This window comes from Methylobacterium pseudosasicola (assembly GCF_900114535.1).
Taxonomy (GTDB): domain Bacteria; phylum Pseudomonadota; class Alphaproteobacteria; order Rhizobiales; family Beijerinckiaceae; genus Methylobacterium; species Methylobacterium pseudosasicola.
Map to the genome: position 1 here is coordinate 1 of NZ_FOTK01000046.1, position 19067 is coordinate 19067.

17 protein-coding genes are annotated in these 19067 nt (G+C 69.6%); 8 read left to right on the top strand and 9 right to left on the bottom strand.

Going from position 1 to position 19067, the window contains the following annotated elements:
* The coding region (locus BM228_RS28195; RefSeq protein WP_139234235.1) for a class I tRNA ligase family protein at positions 1 to 884 on the top strand (884 nt) is incomplete at its 5' end.
* Between the two features lie 385 nt (positions 885 to 1269).
* Here the strand turns inward: BM228_RS28195 and BM228_RS34145 are convergent.
* Positions 1270 to 1485 (bottom strand): hypothetical protein, encoded by a 216-nt coding sequence (locus BM228_RS34145; RefSeq protein WP_139234236.1) that lies wholly within the window; start codon positions 1483 to 1485, stop codon positions 1270 to 1272.
* Positions 1486 to 1832: 347 nt separating this feature from the next.
* Between BM228_RS34145 and BM228_RS28200 the strand changes: the two genes are divergently transcribed.
* Positions 1833 to 3374, top strand: coding sequence for a Do family serine endopeptidase (locus tag BM228_RS28200; RefSeq protein ID WP_092045883.1), 1542 nt, complete (start codon positions 1833 to 1835; stop codon positions 3372 to 3374).
* 252 nt (positions 3375 to 3626) lie between these two features.
* Here the strand turns inward: BM228_RS28200 and BM228_RS28205 are convergent, their stop codons facing one another.
* The 7 genes from BM228_RS28205 to dxs all read right to left on the bottom strand — a co-directional run bounded on the left by BM228_RS28205 (position 3627) and on the right by dxs (position 12744).
* A complete protein-coding gene (locus BM228_RS28205) occupies positions 3627 to 4337 on the bottom strand; it encodes a phosphorylase (protein ID WP_167367851.1) in 711 nt (236 codons plus the stop codon).
* Between the two features lie 172 nt (positions 4338 to 4509).
* Positions 4510 to 6507 carry a squalene--hopene cyclase gene (gene shc, locus BM228_RS28210; protein ID WP_092045886.1) on the bottom strand — a complete coding sequence of 666 codons (1998 nt, stop codon included), beginning with the start codon at positions 6505 to 6507 and terminating at the stop codon, positions 4510 to 4512.
* A 42-nt stretch (positions 6508 to 6549) separates the two neighbouring features.
* Positions 6550 to 7866 (bottom strand): hydroxysqualene dehydroxylase HpnE, encoded by a 1317-nt coding sequence (hpnE, locus tag BM228_RS28215; RefSeq protein WP_092045887.1) that lies wholly within the window; start codon positions 7864 to 7866, stop codon positions 6550 to 6552.
* Entirely contained in the window at positions 7866 to 8717 is an 852-nt protein-coding gene (gene hpnD / locus BM228_RS28220; protein WP_092045889.1) for a presqualene diphosphate synthase HpnD, read from the bottom strand. Before hpnD ends, hpnE begins: the two co-directional genes overlap by 1 nt.
* The gene (gene hpnC / locus BM228_RS28225; protein WP_092045890.1) at positions 8714 to 9610 is read right to left on the bottom strand and encodes a squalene synthase HpnC; all 897 of its coding nucleotides are present in this window, start codon (positions 9608 to 9610) and stop codon (positions 8714 to 8716) included. The genes hpnD and hpnC overlap by 4 nt, the downstream gene beginning before the upstream one ends.
* Entirely contained in the window at positions 9607 to 10635 is a 1029-nt protein-coding gene (gene hpnA, locus BM228_RS28230; RefSeq protein WP_092045892.1) for a hopanoid-associated sugar epimerase, read from the bottom strand. Before hpnA ends, hpnC begins: the two co-directional genes overlap by 4 nt.
* Positions 10636 to 10764: 129 nt before the next feature.
* The gene (gene dxs / locus BM228_RS28235) at positions 10765 to 12744 is read right to left on the bottom strand and encodes a 1-deoxy-D-xylulose-5-phosphate synthase (RefSeq protein ID WP_092045893.1); all 1980 of its coding nucleotides are present in this window, start codon (positions 12742 to 12744) and stop codon (positions 10765 to 10767) included.
* Between the two features lie 248 nt (positions 12745 to 12992).
* On the opposite strand from dxs, the gene BM228_RS28240 reads away from it, so the two are divergent.
* The 4 genes from BM228_RS28240 (at position 12993) to ettA (ending at position 16240) form a co-directional block, all read left to right on the top strand.
* Entirely contained in the window at positions 12993 to 13229 is a 237-nt protein-coding gene (locus BM228_RS28240; protein ID WP_092045895.1) for a hypothetical protein, read from the top strand.
* Positions 13220 to 14110: a DNA/RNA non-specific endonuclease gene (locus BM228_RS28245; protein WP_092045896.1), complete on the top strand. Its 891-nt coding sequence runs from the start codon at positions 13220 to 13222 to the stop codon at positions 14108 to 14110. The genes BM228_RS28240 and BM228_RS28245 overlap by 10 nt, the downstream gene beginning before the upstream one ends.
* A gap of 8 nt (positions 14111 to 14118) precedes the next feature.
* Positions 14119 to 14412: a hypothetical protein gene (locus BM228_RS28250; RefSeq protein ID WP_092045898.1), complete on the top strand. Its 294-nt coding sequence runs from the start codon at positions 14119 to 14121 to the stop codon at positions 14410 to 14412.
* Positions 14413 to 14587: 175 nt separating this feature from the next.
* Positions 14588 to 16240, top strand: a complete 1653-nt coding sequence (gene ettA, locus BM228_RS28255; protein WP_092045900.1) for an energy-dependent translational throttle protein EttA — start codon at positions 14588 to 14590, stop codon at positions 16238 to 16240.
* A 103-nt stretch (positions 16241 to 16343) separates the two neighbouring features.
* Here the strand turns inward: ettA and BM228_RS28260 are convergent, their stop codons facing one another.
* Complete coding sequence (locus tag BM228_RS28260; protein ID WP_092045902.1) at positions 16344 to 17291, bottom strand: NAD-dependent epimerase/dehydratase family protein; 948 nt, start codon at positions 17289 to 17291, stop codon at positions 16344 to 16346.
* A gap of 355 nt (positions 17292 to 17646) precedes the next feature.
* Here BM228_RS28260 and BM228_RS28265 point away from each other — a divergent pair, with 355 nt between their 5' ends.
* Positions 17647 to 18828, top strand: coding sequence for an OpgC family protein (locus BM228_RS28265; protein ID WP_092045904.1), 1182 nt, complete (start codon positions 17647 to 17649; stop codon positions 18826 to 18828).
* A 75-nt stretch (positions 18829 to 18903) separates the two neighbouring features.
* Entirely contained in the window at positions 18904 to 19065 is a 162-nt protein-coding gene (locus tag BM228_RS28270; protein WP_208612114.1) for a DUF2256 domain-containing protein, read from the top strand.
* The last annotated feature ends 2 nt before the right edge of the window (positions 19066 to 19067 follow it).

Sequence of the window (19067 nt, forward strand, 5' to 3'; positions counted from 1 at the left end):
ACGGCTGCCAGCTGGATCCCGCCTACGACCCGCGGGCGATCACCGGGGCGATCAACCGCTGGGCGCTGACCGAAGCGGCCCGGGCCGTGGACGAGGTGACGGCCGCCCTCGAAGCCTATCGGTTCAACGACGCGGCGGCAGCCGCCTACCGCTTCGTCTGGAACATCTTCTGCGATTGGTACCTCGAACTCGCCAAGCCCGTGCTCCAGGGCGAAGGCGTCGATCCGGCGGTCCGCGCCGAGACCCAGGCGACGGTGGCGTTCCTGGTCGACCAGGTCGCCAAGCTGCTGCATCCATTCATGCCGTTCCTCACGGAGGAGCTGTGGGCGATCAAGGGCGCGGCGCTCCCCGAGCGCGGCCTCCTGGCGATGGCCGCCTGGCCGGATCTCGCCGGGCTTGCGGATGCCGGCGCCGAGGCCGAGGTCGGCTTCGTGGTCGATCTCGTCAGCCAGATCCGCTCGGCCCGCTCCGAGACCAGCGTCCCCGCCGCAGCGCAGATCCCCCTGGTGATGGTCGGGACGTCTTCGGAGGTCCGCACCCGGGTCGAAGCCTGGCGGGACACGCTGCTGCGCCTCGCCCGGCTTTCGGAGATCACCTTCGCCGAGACGCCGCCGAAGAACTCGGTACAGCTCCTCGTGCGCGGCAGCGTCGCGGCTTTGCCGCTCGAAGGCGTCGTCGACCTCGCCGCAGAGGTCGCGCGCCTGAAGAAGGAGCAGGGCAAGGCCCAGGGCGAGATTAAGAAGATCGACGCCAAGCTCGGCAACGCCGATTTCGTCGCCCGCGCCCCCGAGGAGATCATCGAGGAGAACCGCGAGCGCCGGGAGGCCGAGGCCGCGCGGCTCGTGAAGATCGAGGAAGCGCTGGCGCGATTGAGCGAGGATTAGGCGGGCGACGCAACGATGACGGCTTCATGCCGAATCCCCCCGCCCACGCGACGTTTATCCTGCCTCCCCCCTCATCCTGAGGCGCCGGAGCGCAGCGGAGGCCTCGAAGGAGCCCGTGCTAGCCGCGCGATCCCTGGAGAGCTCCTTCAGGGCTCGCGCTGTGCGTAAGCTGCTCGGGATGAGGTCGAGGGTGGGAACGGACCGCCCGATAGCCAACCCTCACTTTATCGGCGGGTGCCGAGGGGACCCACGAAGGGATTGGGCGCGCTAACGCTGCCATACGAGTCATCGATCGAACTGCCGAAGCCGTCCCCTGACGGGCCGCGCGGATGGGCGGAATAGTCGGGCGGCACGTAGATTCCGGCACGATTCCGTTAGCCCGGCTTCAGATTGTCGGGGTTCTTGGAGGCATCGCCATCGTCAAAACGCCGCGCATCGACGTCCTCGATGGTATGGTGTTTTTTTTCGAAGGTTTCAGCTTGGTCCGATCACTCGAAACGGGTTTTTCGTCGAAATAAGTCCGATAATCCGAGTAGCTGTCGGCCGCCATCGCCCCGATGGTGGATCCGCATAGAATGGCAACCGCGAACAGCGTCTTCATCTCTCCACCCTCACCCATCTGAAGCGGCACCGATCTACACGGATCAAGTTTACGGCTGCCTGCCAAGATGCTTCAGACTGTATCGTAACTTTCTGAAAGCGCAGGTGACGGGCGGCACGAGCCACGGACTTTTCCCACGCCACACCCAAGGCCTCGGTCTGCCTCACCGCCATCTGAGAGCCGGCAACCGTCGCTCGGGTTGGGGATCCGGTTCCGCCGCGTCCGCGCACATGTCCAAACCGTAATTTGACCGCCACGCCGGGGTCAGGCGCCGCCCGTTAGACCGATCGCATCGACCGCCGCGTCCCCGGCGTCGTCCCGATCCGTCTCAAGAGGTTGCGATCCCCATGACCGAGACCCATCCTCACACTCAGTTCTCTGGCCGGACCTCGCGCCGCGCCCTCGCCTCGGTGGCCGCTGCCGCGCTGATCGCCGGTGGCGCCCTTGGCAGCACCCTGCCCTCCGTGACCCCGGCCTACGCCCAGGCCCTGCCCAAGACCCCGATCGAGGCCCCGGAGCATCCGCCGGGCTCGTTCGCCGGCATCGTCAACAAGGTGAAGCCCGGCGTCGTCTCGGTGAAGGTCAAGCTCGACGATTCGGCGAGCAGCGACGACGATGACGGCCCGAGCCAGGGCCAAAACCTCCAGAACGTGCCGCCGCAGCTGCGCGAGTTCTTCCGCCGCTTCGGCCAGAACGGTCCGGGCGGCCAGCCCCAGCCGCAGCAGCGCCAGGGCTCGCGCGGCGCGGTCGGCTCCGGCTTCATCATCTCGGCCGACGGCTACGTCGTGACCAACAACCACGTGGTCGACCACGCCAAGACCGTGCAGGTGACCCTCGACGACGGCCGCACCCTCGACGCCAAGGTCATCGGCAAGGATGCCAAGACCGACGTCGCGCTCCTGAAGATCAACGAGGGTTCGAACTTCCCCTACGTGCAGTTCGGCAAGACCGCCCCGCAGGTCGGCGACTGGGTGGTGGCGATCGGCAACCCGTTCGGCCTGGGCGGCACCGTGACGGCCGGCATCGTCTCGGCCCGCGGCCGCGATATCGGCGCCGGCCCCTACGACGACTTCCTGCAGATCGACGCCCCGATCAACAAGGGCAATTCCGGCGGCCCGACCTTCAACGTCAACGGCGAGGTGGTCGGCGTGAACACCGCCATCGCGTCCCCGTCCGGCGGCAGCGTGGGCCTGGCCTTCGCGATCCCGGCCGAGACCGTGCAGGCGGTGGTCGATCAGCTCCGCACCGACGGCAAGGTCGCCCGCGGTTATCTGGGTGTCCAGATCCAGCCCGTGACACAGGACATCGCCGACGGGCTCGGCCTCGACAAGGCGAAGGGCGCCCTGGTCGATCACGCCGAGAGCGGCACCCCGGCGGCCAAGGCTGGCCTGAAGGCCGGCGACGTGATCGAGAAGGTCAACGGCGATACGGTCGATAGCGCCCGCGAGCTTTCGCGCCGCATCGCCGGCATGAAGCCCGGCGCCAAGGTCGAGCTGAGCTACCTGCGCGGCGGCAAGGCCGACACCGCGACGGTGACGCTCGGCGCCATGCCGACGGACGGCACCAAGATCGCCGCCCGGGAAGACGACTCCGGCAACGGCCAGCCGCGGCTCGGCCTGAACCTCGCGCCGGCCGCCGATGTCGGCTTGTCCGACCAGGGTGTGGCCGTGGTCCAGGTCGATCCCGACGGTCCGGCCGCCGCCAAGGGCATCGAGGCCGGCGACGTGATCCTCGATGTCGGCGGCCAGAGCGTGACCCGTCCTTCCGACGTCGCCGCGCAGATCCGCACGGCGGAATCGAGCGGCCGCAAGGCGGTGCTCATGCGGGTGAAGAGCAGCAAGGGCCAGACCCGCTTCGTGGCGGTCTCGCTCAGCAAGAACGCCGGCTGAGGCCGGTTTCGATCCGGCGCGGGGATTTTTGCCCCGCGCCGCCTCATGCTTCCTCCCGACTGACGCCGGCCGAACGGGCCGGCGTCTTTTTTTGATCTGGCAACAGGTTCGATGCGCCGCCGGATGTCGCTTGGGCTTCCGCACTGTCATTGCGGGCGAAGCGACCCAGGGACCAGCCTCGTTCGTCGAGGGCGCGCGACACTGGGTTGCTTCGCTCCGCTCGCCATGACGGTGGGAGCGACTGCAGACCTGTCAGCCGGACACCGGGTGCGACGGCACCGGAATGCCGAGACCCGGCCCCAACCGAGTCCGGCACTTGCCCAGTGCCGCAAACGCCGCATTCGAGTCCCGGGCGAGCCGCATCAGATCGCCGAGCCGCGCCCGGCCCCGGGCGAAAGCAAAAAACACGGCGGCGATGTCGGGCTCGCCGTCTGGGGTGAGCGCCTGGGCGGCGAAGGCTGGCAGTGCTTGGTTGGCGGGGTCGCAGATCACCCGCAGGGCCGCGAAGGGCAGGCCGTGGCGGCCGGCATAAGCAGCAGCGACGTGGGATTCCATGTCGACGGCGGCGGCGCCGGTCTGGGCGCGCAGCTCGGCCTTGCCGTCGACCCCAAGAACGGCCGTGTCGACGCCGGCGAGATCGGCCGGGATCACCCGGGGGCCGATGCCGGACAGGGCGTTCAGGAGCGTGGCGGAGAGGTCGAGATCGGCGGCGCGGCGGCCTTCCTCGCCGACGATGCCGGTGCCGACCACCACTTCGCCGGGCTTCAGGGACGGGTCGAGGCCGCCCGCGATGCCGAAGCTGATCACCGCCCGGCAGCCGGGCTGCGGGCGCGCGTCGAGAAGCTGGCGCAGGCGATGCGGGTTGCCGCCGGCGCCGACCGCCTCGACCCCCTCCCCGGCTGCGAGGCGGCGCTCGCGGGCGAGACCGGTGACGGCGAGGACGGGCGCGGCGGGATCGATCATGGCGCGCTGGTGGACCAGTCCGGCGAGCTCCGCAAGGAGCCGCGAGCGCCGGAGGACGGCTGCCGCGGGATCGTCGTCGGATGAGGCCACGTGCGGGATACCGGGGTTCGCGGGCGGTCGACGTTCGCGACCCGGCTGAGGGGCCGGCCCAGCGGGCCGGCCTCCCAAAACCTCACATGCCGAACTGCACGCGCCGGCTGTTGGTGCGCTTCAGGTTGCGGTACCGCGCCATCGCCCAGAGCGGGAAGAACTTCGGGTAGCCATGATACCGCAGGTAGAACACCCGCGGGAAGCCCGTGGCGGTGTAGCGCTCCTCGTTCCAGAACCCGTCCGAACCCTGCGTGCGGGTCAGGAAGTTGATGCCTCGGGTCACGGCCGGATCGTCGACCGCACCGGCCGCCATGAGGGCCAGCAGCGCCCAGGCGGTCTGCGAGGCGGTGGACGAGCCCGCCTCGAAGGCCGGGTCGATCTTGTACGAGTTGGCATCCTCGCCCCAGCCGCCATCCGGGTTCTGGATGCGGATCAGCCAGGAGACCGCGCGCTGGATCCGCGGATCGGCGGAATCGACCCCGGCGGCGTTCAGGGCGCACAGCACCGACCACGTGCCGTAGATGAAGTTCATGCCCCAGCGGCCGTACCAGGAGCCGTCCTCCTCCTGGTCGTTCAGGAGGTAGTTCACGCCGCGGTCGAGGGCGCGGGAGGTCTCCCGGGTCTCGCCGAGCTGGGCCAGCATCCCGACCACCCGGGCGGTCACGTCCGCGGTCGGCGGGTCGAGCAGCGCGCCGTGGTCCGAGAACGGGATGTGGTTGAGGTACATGTGGTTGTTGTCGGCGTCGAACGCCGCCCAGCCGCCATCCTGCGACTGCAGCCCCTCGACCCATTCCCGGGCGCGGGCGATGGAGGCCTTGTAGTCCGGCATGCCGGCCACCAGCCCGTGCTGGCGCATAGCCCGGTCCATCGCCATCACCACCACGGCGGTGTCGTCGAGGTCCGGGTAATGGGCGTTGGCGTACTGGAACGCCCAGCCGCCCGGGCGGACCTTCGGCTTGCGCGCCGCCCAGTCGCCGACGATGTCCAGGATCTGCCGGGGCTTCAGCCAGTCGAGACCGGCGCGGGCCTGGGCCTCGGCCTCGGGGCCGCCGGCCTCCAAGAGGGCGTGGCTGGCGAGCGCCGTATCCCAGACCGGCGAGACGCAGGGCTGCACGTAGGCCTCGTCGGCCTTCTCGACCACCAGCTTCTCGATGGCGTCGCAGGCGACCCGGACCTGCGGGTGATCGGCCCGGTAGCCCATCACCTCGTACATCAGCACCGAGTTGACCATGGCGGGGAAGATCGCCCCCAAGCCATCCTCGCCGTTCAGGCGCTCGCTGACCCAGGCGCGGGCCTTCTCCATGGCGCGCTGACGGCTCTTGCGCGGCAGGCGATCCTCGACCAGCTGCAGCATCCGGTCGATGAAGCCGAAGATCGGCGTCCACGGCCAGGTGGCGTGCGGCGAGCCCGGCCAGGTGCGGACGCTCTCGGGCGGGGTGATGAACAGCTCCTGGACGCTGACGCCCCGCGGGTTGCGGGCGCGCGGCTTGGTCGCCTGGAGCACGAACAGCGGCACCACGGTGGTGCGGGCCCAGTAGCTGATCTTGTCGAGGTGGAACGGGAACCACTTCGGCAGGAACATCACCTCCACGGGCATCACCGGCACGGCGCGCCAGGGCACCTCGCCGTAGAGGGCCAGCATGAAGCGGGTGAAGACGTTGGCGTTGGCGGCGCCGCCGCGGGACAGGATCGCCTCCCGGGCGCGGCGCATATGCGGCGCCTCGATGTCGTCACCGATCATCTTGAGGGCGAAATACGCCTTGACCGTGCAACTCATGTCGAACGGCCCCTCGTGGACGAGGGCCCAGCCGCCATGCCGGCCTTGGGTGCGGCGCAGGTAGTTGCCGATCTTGGCCTCGAGGCCGTCGGGAACCGGCGTGCCGCGGAAATGGTGGAACAGGACGTATTCGGACGGGATCGTGGCATCCGCCTCGAGCTCGAAGCAGATATGCCCGTCGTCATGCGCCAGGTTGATCAGCGAACGCGTCGCCTGCGCCACGCCGCGCTCGACGTCGTCGAGCGAGATCCCCTGGGTCTTCGAGCGCTGCAGCGGCTCGACCTTGCTTACGGCCTCTCTCATTGTCCTCGCCTCGAACGGCCGCTGCGTCGCGGCCGCCATGCCTCAAGCGGCGCCCAATGCGCCCGAACCTGGCGCGCGTAGCCCGGCGCGCACGGAGGATCCGTGCCGCAGCGCACGCGCGGCCGTCTTGCCAGAGCGGATCGCTCCCTCGATCGTCGATGGCAGACCGGTCGCGGTCCAATCGCCTGCCAGGACGAGATTCGTGTAGGCGCTTTCGGCGCCCGAGCGACGCGCGGCCTCGGCCGGTGTCGCAGCGAACGTCGCACGCTTCTCCTTTACGATCTGCCAGCTAGGCAGTTCCGGAGCAAGATTGCACAAAGCTGCGATCTCCCCCCAGATCTGCCGGGCGAGGTCTTCCCGGGGCACGTCGAGGAGCCGGTCTGCACCACTGATCGTGACCGAGTACCGGTCCGGATAGGCGAAAAGCCACTCTGTGAGCGAGTTTACGACGCCGAGGATCAGCGGACTGCCGGGCTTCGGCGCAAGCGCAAAATGCGCGTTCACGATCGAGCGGAATTCCACCGGGGCGAGGAGACCGGGCAACACCTCCCGGGCGACCCAGGGCGGCAAGGCGAGCACGATTCCGTCCTCCGGGCCGATCGCCTCGGGGCCGTCGGAGAACAGGAGCTGCCCGACTCGGCCGTCGACGGCTTCCAGGCCGCGCAGGCGTCGGCCGAGGCGGATCTCGCAACCGCGGGCGGTCAGGTAGCGCAGGGCCGGGTCCACGAAGGCGTAGGACAGGCCCTCCACTGCCACCAGCGGTCGGCAGGCCTTGCCGCCGGCGCCCAGGGTCTCGCGCAGGATCTTGGCCGCCAACCCAACATCGCTGTCCCGCGGCTCGGTGTTGAGCGCGGCGAGCAGCACCGGGTGCCAGAGCTTCGCGTAGAGATCGCCCTCGCAGGCCATGCTCTCGCCGATCGTGCCGCCCGCCCCTTCCGGCTTGCCGGAGGCCGCCCGCAGGATCCCCAGCGGGGCGAGATAATCGCGGGCGCGGGTGCCGGGGACGCGCCGCGACGGGCTCATCACCCACCAGGGCAGCCGCCCGGCATTGGGGCGCAGGCGCCAGCGATCGCCGGTCTTCAGGTCGGCGAAGTCGAACGCCGCCTCGTCGGGGCCGGTGAGCGCGTCCGCGGGGGCGCCGACGGTCTTGAGGAAACCGAGCGCGTCGGCATTGCCCGACAGCAGCAGGTGGTTGCCGTTGTCGATCGTCAGGCCGAGCGACGGGTCGTAATATGAGCGGCAGCGCCCGCCCGCCTGCTTGGCGGCCTCGTGCAGCACCACCTGGGCGCCGGTCTCGGCGAGCGCAACGGCCGCGGAGAGGCCGGCGAGACCAGCGCCGACAACGTGGATGCGTCCCATCAGATCAGGCCGTGCCGGAGGACGACGCCGAGCAGCGCGAGCTTGCCGGGCTTGACCCGGGCACGGGGCATCGTCCAGCCGCGGGCGATCACCGCCTTGAGGTAGAGGTGGTAGGCCGCCGCCATCAGCCGGGCGGCCTTGGTCGCCTTGCGGGGGCTGCGCCGGATGATCTCCCAGGTCGCCTGGTAATGCTCCTCGGCCTCTCGGGCCACGGAGAGGCAGACCTCGCCAATGCGCGGATGGCTGATCGCCGCCGTGGGGGTCGGATTGGTCAGGCCGATAGCGGCCAGTTTCTCGCGGGGCAGGTAGAGACGGCCGCGCTCGGCATCCTCGTCGATGTCCCGGAGGATGTTGGTGAGCTGAAGCGCCCGGCCCTGGTGCCAGGCGAGCCGGACGCCGTCCGCCTCCGGCATGCCGAAGATTCGCACCGACAGGCGGCCGACCGCGCTCGCGACTCGGTCGCAATAGAGGTCGAGGGTTTCGGCATCGGGGGCGACGATGTCCTCGACCGCATCCATGGCCATGCCGTCGATGACCGCCTGGAAATCCTCGCGCTTGAGGTCGTAGCGGCGCACCGGCTCGACGAGGTCGCGCACCCGCGCAGCCGGCCGGCCGGCATAGAGGGCGTCGATATCGGCGCGCCAGCGGTCGAGCTCGACTTGGCGCACCGCCCGGGTTCCGCCATCATCGGCAACGTCGTCTACCGAGCGACAGAAGGCATAGACGGCGTACATCGCCTCGCGCCGCTCCTTCGGGAGCAGGCGCATGGCGGTGTAGAACGAGGAGCCGGCGGCCGGCAGGGCCGGGGCGGCGGTCTCTGCGGCGGGGGCGGTGGTCGCGGTGGCGCTCACGAGCGGATTCCCTGAGCCGCGCCCCGCACGGTCCGGCCCCGGAAGGGGCGGCGCGCCAGGGTGGCGGCGACACCGCCGAGCGCCGTGAGGGCGAAGGCGGCCTTGCCGTGATGGACTTTTTCCGAGAGCGGATCGCGCGTGGTCAGGCCCTTGGCGAGCACCACGGCGAGGCGGTGGATCGCGGCGATCTCCAGGGACAGCCGCAGGTCGTCGATCAGGTCCGGCAAAACCGCGCCCTCGTCCAGGAGGACGAGGCAGCGTTGCGCCAGCTCGGCGATCACGGCGCGAAGCTGCGGGCTCGCCTTCGGGGCGCCCAGCATCGCCACCGTGGCGCCGTGCCGGTCGAGGGCGTCCTGCGGGATGTAGACCCGGTCGAGCCCGGCGAAATCCTTGCCGCAATCCTGGAGGTGATTGATGATCTGGAGGGCCGCGCAGATCGCGTCGGAGGACTTCCAGACCCGGGCCGGATCCTCGCCATGCACGTCGAGGACGAAGCGCCCGACCGGCATGGCCGAGTAGCGGCAATAGTGGATCAGCTCGTCCCAGTCGGCGTAGCGGTTCTTGCGCGCATCCATCCGGAAGGCGTCGAGCAGTTCCAGCGCGTGGCGCGGTGGCAGGCCCCGTGCGGCGAGCTCGCGCTTGAGCGGCTCCGCCTCGGGGTCGGACGGGCCGGCGCCAGTCAGCGAATCGGCCAGCCGGTCGAGCAGCTCGATCTTGCGCTCGGGCGACAGCTCGGCGTGGTCGGCTACGTCGTCGCCGGCGCGGACGAAGTTGTAGAAGGCCAGGATCGCGCCGCGCTGGCGCGGGTGGATCAGGTGCGAGGCGACCGGGAAGTTCTCGTCGCGGTGGCCCTTGCCGGAGCGCGCGTCGGTCGCGGTATCGAGCTTGCTCATCCGAGATATCCGGCTTGGCGGAACCACGTGATCGCGTCGGACAGGCCTTCGCGATAGGGCCGCGCCGTGTAGCCCAGCTCCGCCCGGGCCTTCTTGTCGGAAAAAAACATCCGGTAGCGGGACATGCGGATGCCGTCGATGGTGGCGAAGGGCTGCCGGCCGGTGACCCGGGCGGCGAGCTGCGCGAAAAACGCCACCGGATAGACCGCGGCCCGCGGCAGGTTCACGGTCGGCGGCTTGCGGCCGACCATCCCGGCGATGTCGGCGAGCATCTGCGATAGGAACACGTCCTCGCCGCCCAGGATGTAGCGCTCGCCGATCCGCCCCTTGCGGAGCGCCAGCAGGTGGCCGTGAGCCACGTCGTCCACATGGGCGAGGTTGAGCCCGGTATCGACGAAGGCCGGCATCTTGCCGAGCGCCGCCTCCTGGATGATCCGGCCGGTGGGGGTCGGCTTGACGTCCCGGGGGCCGATCGGCGTCGATGGGTTGACGATCACCGCCTGCAAACCGTCCCGGGCGATCATCTCCTCGACGACGCGCTCGGCCACGACCTTGCTGCGCTTGTAGGCGCCGATGGCGGTCTCGGGGGTCAGCGGCATGGTCTCGTCGGAGGGCGTGACCCCGTCGGCCGGCGGCTTGATGGTGGCGACGCTCGACGTGTAGACGACCCGCTCGACGCCCGCGTCGAGGGCGGCGCGCATCATCAGGCGGGTGCCGTCGCGGTTGGTGCGAACGATCTCTTCCATGTCCGGCGCCCAGAGCCGGTAATCGGCCGCGGCGTGGATCAGATAGCGCTGGCCGCGCATGGCGGCGGCCACGGCCGCCGGATCGCGCATGTCGCCTTCGGCGATCTCGACATCTTTCCAGGTCAGGTTCCGGCGCGGGCTAGAGGCGCGCACGAGGATGCGCACCGGAAAGCCGGCCCGGCGGAACACGTCGACCAGGGCGGAACCGAGGAATCCGCTCGCGCCGGTGATCAGCACGGGGCCGACCTCGGACGGGCCGGAGGAAGTGGCCTCTACCATCACATGTCTTAAGCGTTGCGGAATGCCGGCGCGGGCGGGGGACCCCGCCGCGCCGCGCTTGTGTCATCGAACCGCCCAGGCGGCAAGCGAGGGGCGGACCCACGTCCCCGCCCCTTTTCGGCCTGCGCGTCAGGCCAAGCGCAGGCGCGAGCGGCCTTCCTTGCGCTCCGGCAGGGTGGCCAGCGCGGTCTTGACGATGGTTGCGGCGTCGAGCCCGGCCTCGGCGTACATCTTCTCCGGGCTGTCGTGGTCCTGGTACAGGTCCGGCAGCGTCAGTGTCCGAACCCGAACCCGGCCCGCATCCAGCGCGCCCTGTTCGGCCAGCAGGTGCAGCACCATCGCCCCGAACCCGCCCCGCGAGCCCTCCTCGATGGTGATCAGAACCTCGTGGCTCTGCGCCAGCTCCAGGATCAGCGCCTCGTCCAGGGGCTTGGCGAAGCGCGCATCCGCCACCGTCACCGCCACGCCCTGGTCCGACAGCGCATCCGCCGCCTTCAGAGCCTCGGACAGCCGCGTGCCCAAGCTGAGGATCGCCACACGCGCCTCCGGGTCCCGCCGCACCGTCCGGCCCTTGCCGATCGCAAGCACGTCGCCCCGCTCCGGAAGCTCGACGCCGACGCCCTCGCCGCGCGGGTAGCGCAGCGCGATCGGGCCGGTGTCATGGGCGTGCGCGGTGGCCACCATGTGCACCAGCTCGGCCTCGTCGGCGGCCGCCATCACGGTCATGTTCGGCAGGCAGCACAGATACGCCAGGTCGAAGGCGCCGGCATGCGTCGCCCCGTCCGCGCCCACCAGCCCGGCCCGGTCCAGGCAGAACCGCACGGGCAGGTTCTGCAAAGCCACGTCGTGCACGACCTGGTCGTAGGCCCGCTGCAGGAAGGTCGAGTAGATCGCCACGAACGGCTTGTAGCCTTCCGTCGCCAACCCGCCGGCAAACGTCACCGCGTGCTGCTCGGCGATGCCCACGTCGAAGGTCTTGTCGGGGTGGGCTTTCCCGAACAGATCGATGCCGGTGCCGCCGGGCATCGCCGCGGTGATCGCCACGACCTTGTCGTCGGCATCCGCCGCCTTGATCAGGCTCTCGCCGAACACCCTTGTGTAGGCCGGGGCGTTGGGCTTGGCCTTGGCCTGGACCCCCGAGACCACGTCGAACTTGACCACGCCGTGGTAGCGGTCGGCACTCGCCTCGGCCGGGGCGTAGCCCTTGCCCTTCTGGGTGACGACGTGGAGCAGGATCGGGCCGTGCTCGGCGTCGCGGACGTTCTTCAGCACCGGCAGCAGCTGGTCGAGGTTGTGCCCGTCGACCGGGCCGACATAGTGAAAACCCATCTCCTCGAACATCGTGCCGCCGCCGACCACCAGGGAGCGGGCGTACTCTTCCGCCGCCGCGGCGCGCTGGTAGAGGGCTTTCGGCAGGAGCTTGCCGAGCTGCTTGGCGGTCTCGCGCAGCGACTGGTAGGTGCCGCCGGATGCCAGCCGCGCCAGGTAGCCCGACATGGCGCCCACCGGCGGGGCGATCGACATGTCGTTGTCGTTGAGGATGACGATCAGGCGCGAGTGCAGGGCGCCGGCATTGTTCATGGCTTCATACGCCATGCCGGCCGACATCGAGCCATCGCCGATCACCGCGATGGCGTTGCGGCGCTTGGACTGACGGCCCTTGGCCTTGGCGGCCTCGCCGTCGAGGTCGCGGGCGACCGCCATGCCCAAAGCCGCGGAGATCGAGGTCGAGGAATGGGCGGCGCCGAACGGGTCGTAGGCGCTCTCGGAGCGCTTGGTGAAGCCGGACAGGCCGCCGCCCTGGCGCAGCGTCCGGATGCGGTCGCGGCGTCCGGTGAGGATCTTGTGCGGGTAGCACTGGTGGCCGACATCCCAGACGATGCGGTCGTCGGGGGTGTCGAACACGTGGTGCAGGGCGACGGTGAGCTCGACCACGCCCAGCCCCGAGCCGAGATGGCCGCCGGTGATCGAGACCGCGTCGATCATCTCGGCCCGCACCGCGTCCGCCACCGCCTGCAGCTCCGATTCCGGAAGCTGCCGAAGCGCCGCAGGCTCCGGGACACGGTCCAGCAACGCCGATTGCTCAGAGGATATCGCCAAGGATCGCATCCGCTCGTTCGAGTGTGGCGACGGCCCCGTCATACGGGTCCCACACAGGGAGTCTCGCCGTCACGACGCTTGCACCCGGGGGGCGCGCGTTCATGCTAGAACCGACCCGTCCGTCGCTGTCATGATAGTGCAGGTACGGACGAACGGCGGCGCGATCAATGTCGGGCCGGCGATTTTTTCAGTCACGTGCCCTTACCGCCACATGAGGTCCGCTCTTGAGCCCGGCTCGTCTGTGCACAATTTTGCTCATGCTGGCGATTACCCCCAGCGGCCAAGCTTATGCCGGCCAAGCTTACGCCAGTCCGCGCCCGCCGGACGGCAACCTCGGCTTCCCCTGCAACTTCCTGGGCGCCTGCCCGGAGCGGGTCCAGCCCGGCGGCCCGGACCGCGACGCGCGGCCGTTCAGCAGCAGCCTCGGCCGCCCCTGCGCCTGGCGGGAGCGTCCGACCCCGGAGGGCCCCCGGCGGGTGCGGGTATGCTGGTAAGATACGTCCGGGGGCGTTTGGTCGCGGCCCTGATAGTCGCTGCGCTTGCGACTCCGGCCGGAGCCCAAGACACCTGCCCGGCCCTGTTCGCCAACGGGCTGGCGCCGATCCTGACCAACGCGAAGCTCGCCGCCCGCACGGTGCCGCTGTGCTTCGAGGCCTTCGCGGTCCTGCATTCGGGGGTGACGCGCACGCCGCTCTACGCCGCCGAGCATCTCACCCGGGCCAGCGTCGCCGACGCCCGCACGGTCGCCCGGGACGATTCCTTCCACGAGGAGACGCGGCTACCGGACGCCGAGCGCGCCTCCCTGGAGGATTACGTCCGCAGCGGCTTCGACCGGGGCCACCTGGCCCCGGCGGGCGACATGCCGACCTTGAGCGCCCAAGCCGAATCGTTCAGCCTGGCCAACATCGTGCCGCAGAACCGCGTGCTCAACCGCGGGCTCTGGGCCGATATCGAGGAGGGCGCGCGGCGGCTGGCGACCCGGCGCGGCTCGCTCTTCCTGGTCACCGGGGTGATCTTCTCCGGGGACGCGGTGCAGCAGATCAAAGGCGGCGTGCTCGTGCCCACGCAGCTGTTCAAGGCGCTCTACGACCCGGCGAGCGGCGAGGCCGGCGCCTATCTCGCCCGCAACGACGATTCGCGAGACTGGCGCGCGGTCTCGATCGACGAGCTGACCCGCGAGGCCGGGATCGACGTGTTTCCGGGCCTCCAGCCCGCCGCCAAGGCCAGCGCCATGGCCCTGCCCGATCCGAAGGCCGCCGCCCGCGCCGACGAGCACCGGCCCCGCCACGAGCAGACCTGGCAGGACTGGCTGAGCCGCGAATTCAACCGCGCCGTGCGCAAGGTCCTGCGCGACCTGATGCGCGCGATCTTCTGAGAGGGACGATGTCCGAAGACAAGCCAAGCCGCCGGAAGCCGAAGGCGGAATCCTTCGAGCCCTTCGCGGACGACGCCTCCGTGCGCACCATCGGCGCCCTCAGCTTCGAGAACGGCACCGACCGAATCGCCCTGCACGGCTCCCTCGACCTCACCAAGGACAAGGCCGGCCTCGCCCAGGCCCGCCTGCTCCGGGACACGCTGGACGCCATCGTGAAGGCCCTGGAGGCCGGCGACCTGCCCGAGGCGGTGGCGGAGGCGCCCGACGCGACACCGAAATCCGTGCCCAACCCCTTCGCCTGAGCCGATGACGGCCGGCCCCGGATCCTTGCCGCTGCCCGGCGGGCCTGATACTCGGTCGAAAGCATTCTTATATCGTAGGGAACGCGCTGACAGGACGGGTCGAAGACCCCGCGCCTGACCCGTGCCGCTGGCACGCACCGCGCTTTCCCGAACAACGCGCCGAGGACGATCCGCGATGGCTCGCGAATTCATCTACCACATGCGGGGACTCACGAAGTCCTACCTGGGCGGCAAGAAGGTCCTGGAGGACGTCAACCTGTCGTTCTACCCGGACGCCAAGATCGGCGTGCTCGGCATCAACGGCTCGGGCAAGTCGACGCTGCTCAAGATCATGGCCGGCATCGACTCTGAATGGACCGGCGAGGGCTTCGTCGCGCAGGGCGCCCGGGTCGGCTACCTGCCGCAGGAGCCGCAGCTCGATCCGAACAAGTCGGTCCGCGAGAACATCATGGAGGGCGTCGCCGAGAAGCAGGCGCTGCTCGACCGCTACAACGAACTCGCCATGAACTATTCCGAGGAGACCGCCGACGAGATGACGGCGCTCCAGGACAAGATCGAGGCCGCCAATCTCTGGGAGCTCGATTCCAAGGTCGATCAGGCCATGGAGGCCCTGGGCTGCCCGAGCGACGAGCAGCCGGTGGCGACCCTGTCGGGCGGCGAGCGCCGCCGCGTGGCCCTGTGCAAGCTGCTGCTCTGGGAGCCGGAGCTGCTGCTCCTCGACGAGCCGACCAACCACCTCGACGCCGAGACGGTGAACTGGCTCGAAGGGCACCTGAAGACCTATCCGGGCGCGATCCTGATCGTGACCCACGATCGCTACTTCCTCGACAACGTCACCAGCTGGATCCTGGAGCTCGATCGCGGCCGGGGCATCCCCTACGAGGGCAACTACTCGGCCTGGCTGGTGCAGAAGCAGAAGCGCCTCCAGCAGGAGGGCCGCGAGGACATGGCCCGCCAGCGCTCGATCGCCCGCGAGCAGGAGTGGATCGCCGCCTCGCCGAAGGCCCGGCAGTCGAAGTCCAAGGCCCGCATCACCCGCTACGAGGAGCTGGTCGCCAAGCAGAACAACAAGGTCGACGCCGCGGCTCAGATCGTCATCCCGATCGACGAGCGGCTCGGCAACAACGTCATCGAGTTCGAGCACCTCAACAAGGCGTTCGGCGACCGCCTGCTGATCGAGGACCTGTCGTTCAAGCTGCCGCCGGGCGGCATCGTCGGGGTGATCGGCCCGAACGGCGCCGGCAAGACCACCCTGTTCAAGATGATCACCGGCCAGGAGAAGCCGGACGGCGGCAAGATCGCCATCGGCGAGACCGTACATCTCGGCTATGTCGACCAGTCGCGCGACGCCCTCGACCCGAATGCCACGGTCTGGCAGGAGGTCTCGGGCGGCAACGACATCATCTATTTCAACAAGCGCGAGATCAATTCCCGCGCCTATTGCGCGGCCTTCGCGTTCAAGGGCGGCGACCAGCAGAAGAAGGTCGGCACCCTCTCGGGCGGCGAGCGCAACCGCGTCCACCTCGCCCGCACCCTGAAGGGCGGCGCCAACGTGCTGCTCCTCGACGAGCCGACCAACGACCTCGACATGGAGACCCTGCGCGCCCTTGAGGACGCGCTGGAGGATTACGCGGGCTGCGCGGTGATCATCAGCCACGATCGCTGGTTCCTGAACCGCATCGCCACGCACATCCTCGCCTTCGAGGGCGACAGCCATGTCGAGTGGTTCGAGGGCAATTTTTCCGACTACGAAGCCGACAAGATGCGCCGGCTCGGGGCGGATTCGCTCATGCCCAAGAAGATCAAGTACAAGAAGTTTTCGCGGTAAAGCGTGGTCTCGGCCTCCGGGCCGGGATCACAAACCCTACCGAAATCCCATCCTCACCCTCATCCTGAGGTGGTGGGGTGGGATTAGGTTGTAAAAATCCTGGTCAGCCCACGCGTGCCCGCGCTTCGTCCAGCATCGCCTGTAGGCTCTGCGCGAGGGGAACCGTTGGCACCCAGCCCGTGGCCGCCGTGAAGGCCGACGGGTCGCAGCCCTGGCTGCGCACGCCGGTCGGCCGGGTCCGCTCCGGTGCGACCGCCACGGTGAAGGGCGCCTCCGTCAGGCCGCGGAACGCGTCGAGGATCGCCGAGACCGGCGTCACCACCCCCGTGCCGACGTTGAAGATGCCGCCATCGGGCAGGTCCTCGGCCCGGTCCAGGACCCGCAGGCACGCCGCGGTCACGTCCGACACATCGATGAAGTCGCGCGCCGCCGCGAGATCGCCCACCGCCACGGTCGGAGGCGCCAGCCCGCGCTCGATGCGGGCGATCTGGCCCGCGAAGGAGGCGGCCACAAAGGTCTCGCTCTGGCCGGGACCGATATAGTTCGACGGCCGCAGCACGAGGTGCTTCACGCCGGCATTGGCGAGCACGTCGCGCAGGATGTACTCGCAGGCGTTCTTGGTGCGCCCCGAGATCGTGTCCGGCCGGGGCGTCACGGCTTCGTCGGGCCGCGGCTTGTCGCGGAACGCCTCGCCGTAGACCACCGTCGAACTCAGGAAGACCAGGGTCGCGCGGGTCCGGGCCACCGCCTCGGCGAGGTTCAAAGTACCGAGCAGATCCGCCCGCCAGGCATAGGCCGGCGTCTCGCTCGACCGCGCCACCGACGCGAGGGCGGCGAGATGGACCACGAAGGTCGGGTCGAACTCGGTGACCGCGGCGGTGAGCCTGTCCGCGTCGAAGGGATCGACATCGAGGAACGTGACCCCGTCAAGGGGCGGTTGCGGGCGCCGATCGATGCCGAGGATTGGGTTGTCCGGGGGAAGCTTCCGGCGCAAAGCCTCGAGCAGGCGGCGGCCGAGAAAATCTCCGGCTCCGGTGACGAGGACGCGCATGAACCCAGCCCCTCCCCGGCGGCCAGCGGGCCATCGGGATCGATCCGCCGCCTCTATAGCGTGTTCACGCAAGATGCGAGCGGGGGGATGGGTTTCCGGATGGGAGCCGAAGCGAAAACCGCCTGACCCCGCGTCGACATAAACCCGAAACCCGATGGGTGAATCCGGTAGCCCGAACGGGACGGGGCCGACGTCGCGGTCTTCTGCCCGCGGCGACGGGCAACCACCGCAGCTCCACGGAAGCGGCCCGATTCTTGGACGCGGGCGCGTGAGGAGCGAAGTCTCCCCGGCATTCCGTCGCGAAGAGACTATTATTGCACCGATACCGACAGGCGGGCGTTTTGGTGATGACGGTTTGAACAGCCTCGACGAGTTGGAGCGGGCGCCTTTCGGCGGCGGCGTGATGCCGGCGGCGGCGCCCGCGTCCGCCCCTTCGCTCGAACCGCCCTCCAAAAAACCCGTCCGGGACGCCCGGGTCGACGTGCTGCGCGGCCTGGCGCTGCTGATGATCTTCGTCGACCACATTCCGCGCAACGCGCCGGCCCTGTTCACCCTGCACAATCTCGGCTTCTCGGACGCCGCCGAGATCTTCGTGCTGCTGGCCGGCTATTCGTCGATGGTGGCCTATGGCGGGCTGTTCGACCGGGCGGGGGTGCGGGAAACCCTGGTTCGCATCGGCCGGCGCTGCCTGCGGATCTACCTGTTCCAGGCCGGGCTGCTGCTCGCCACCCTGGTCATCGTCCGGATCTGGATGGACCTGACCGGGCTGACGCCGCGCTTCGGCGTCGCGCCGCTGCTCCAGATGGGGCTGCTGCCGGGTCTCCTGCGCGGGCTCGCCCTCAACGCGCTGCCCAACTACCTCGACATCCTGCCCCTCTACATCCTGCTGCTCGCGCTGTTCCCGGCGGTGTATTTCGGGATGCGGCGGGGAATCTGGGGTGTGCTGGCGCTCTCGGGCACGCTGTGGCTCGCGGCCAATGTCGACTACACCCTGAACTTGCCCAACGCCGCCGCGGTGGATGACGGCTGGTACTTCAACCCCTTCGCCTGGCAGTTCCTGTTCGTGATCGGGGCCGTGCTGGCGGTCGCGGTCCGGGCCGGAGACGGCCTGCTGCCCTGGCGGAACTGGGCCGCCGGTCTGGCCTGCGCCTACCTGGTCTTCGGGCTGCTGCAGGGCGGCTCCTGGTCGGACTGGGGTCTGCCCGATCTCCGGCCGCTGGCGATCGCGGCGCCGGACAAGAGCCATGTCGCGCCGTTGCGGCTGCTGCACATCCTGGCCCTGACCTACCTGATCTTCAGCGCCCCCGCCGTGCGGCGCCTCTCCGGGTGGAGGGGGCTGCGGCTGATCGATGCCTGCGGCCGGCACTCTCTGGAGATCTTCGCCGCGGGCTGCTTGGCGGCGCTGATCGGGCGGATCCTCTACCGCACCTTCGACCCGACTTGGCCGCTCCAGATCGCGGTGAACCTCACCGGGTTGGCGCTGATGCTTGGCCTCGCCAAGTTCCTCGACGCCCGCGCCGTGGCCCCGCGCCGCTGAGCGAACCCACGGAACGGACCCGAGCTGGGATCTGTTTCCGCCCCCGAATATCAAGCGCCGGAGTCATCGAAAAAAATGCCGCCGATGCGCCGCAAGGGCGATCTTCCGGAGAAGGTGTGCGCCCAATGCGGCCGGCCGTTCGCCTGGCGCAAGAAGTGGGAACGCGTCTGGGACGAGGTGCGCTACTGCTCCGACCGCTGCCGGGCCGAGGCCAAGAAGGCGGCTGCCAAGCGCTGAGC

What these genes read in the sequence shown, in the direction of transcription:
- BM228_RS34145 (WP_139234236.1), bottom strand. Translation starts at nt 1,485, where the DNA reads ATGAAGACGCTGTTCGCGGTTGCCATTCTATGCGGATCCACCATCGGG.
- BM228_RS28200 (WP_092045883.1), top strand. Translation starts at nt 1,833, where the DNA reads ATGACCGAGACCCATCCTCACACTCAGTTCTCTGGCCGGACCTCGCGC.
- BM228_RS28205 (WP_167367851.1), bottom strand. Translation starts at nt 4,337, where the DNA reads ATGATCGATCCCGCCGCGCCCGTCCTCGCCGTCACCGGTCTCGCCCGC.
- shc (WP_092045886.1), bottom strand. Translation starts at nt 6,507, where the DNA reads ATGAGAGAGGCCGTAAGCAAGGTCGAGCCGCTGCAGCGCTCGAAGACC.
- hpnE (WP_092045887.1), bottom strand. Translation starts at nt 7,866, where the DNA reads ATGGGACGCATCCACGTTGTCGGCGCTGGTCTCGCCGGCCTCTCCGCG.
- hpnC (WP_092045890.1), bottom strand. Translation starts at nt 9,610, where the DNA reads ATGAGCAAGCTCGATACCGCGACCGACGCGCGCTCCGGCAAGGGCCAC.
- hpnA (WP_092045892.1), bottom strand. Translation starts at nt 10,635, where the DNA reads ATGGTAGAGGCCACTTCCTCCGGCCCGTCCGAGGTCGGCCCCGTGCTG.
- dxs (WP_092045893.1), bottom strand. Translation starts at nt 12,744, where the DNA reads ATGCGATCCTTGGCGATATCCTCTGAGCAATCGGCGTTGCTGGACCGT.
- BM228_RS28240 (WP_092045895.1), top strand. Translation starts at nt 12,993, where the DNA reads ATGCTGGCGATTACCCCCAGCGGCCAAGCTTATGCCGGCCAAGCTTAC.
- BM228_RS28245 (WP_092045896.1), top strand. Translation starts at nt 13,220, where the DNA reads ATGCTGGTAAGATACGTCCGGGGGCGTTTGGTCGCGGCCCTGATAGTC.
- BM228_RS28250 (WP_092045898.1), top strand. Translation starts at nt 14,119, where the DNA reads ATGTCCGAAGACAAGCCAAGCCGCCGGAAGCCGAAGGCGGAATCCTTC.
- ettA (WP_092045900.1), top strand. Translation starts at nt 14,588, where the DNA reads ATGGCTCGCGAATTCATCTACCACATGCGGGGACTCACGAAGTCCTAC.
- BM228_RS28260 (WP_092045902.1), bottom strand. Translation starts at nt 17,291, where the DNA reads ATGCGCGTCCTCGTCACCGGAGCCGGAGATTTTCTCGGCCGCCGCCTG.
- BM228_RS28270 (WP_208612114.1), top strand. Translation starts at nt 18,904, where the DNA reads ATGCCGCCGATGCGCCGCAAGGGCGATCTTCCGGAGAAGGTGTGCGCC.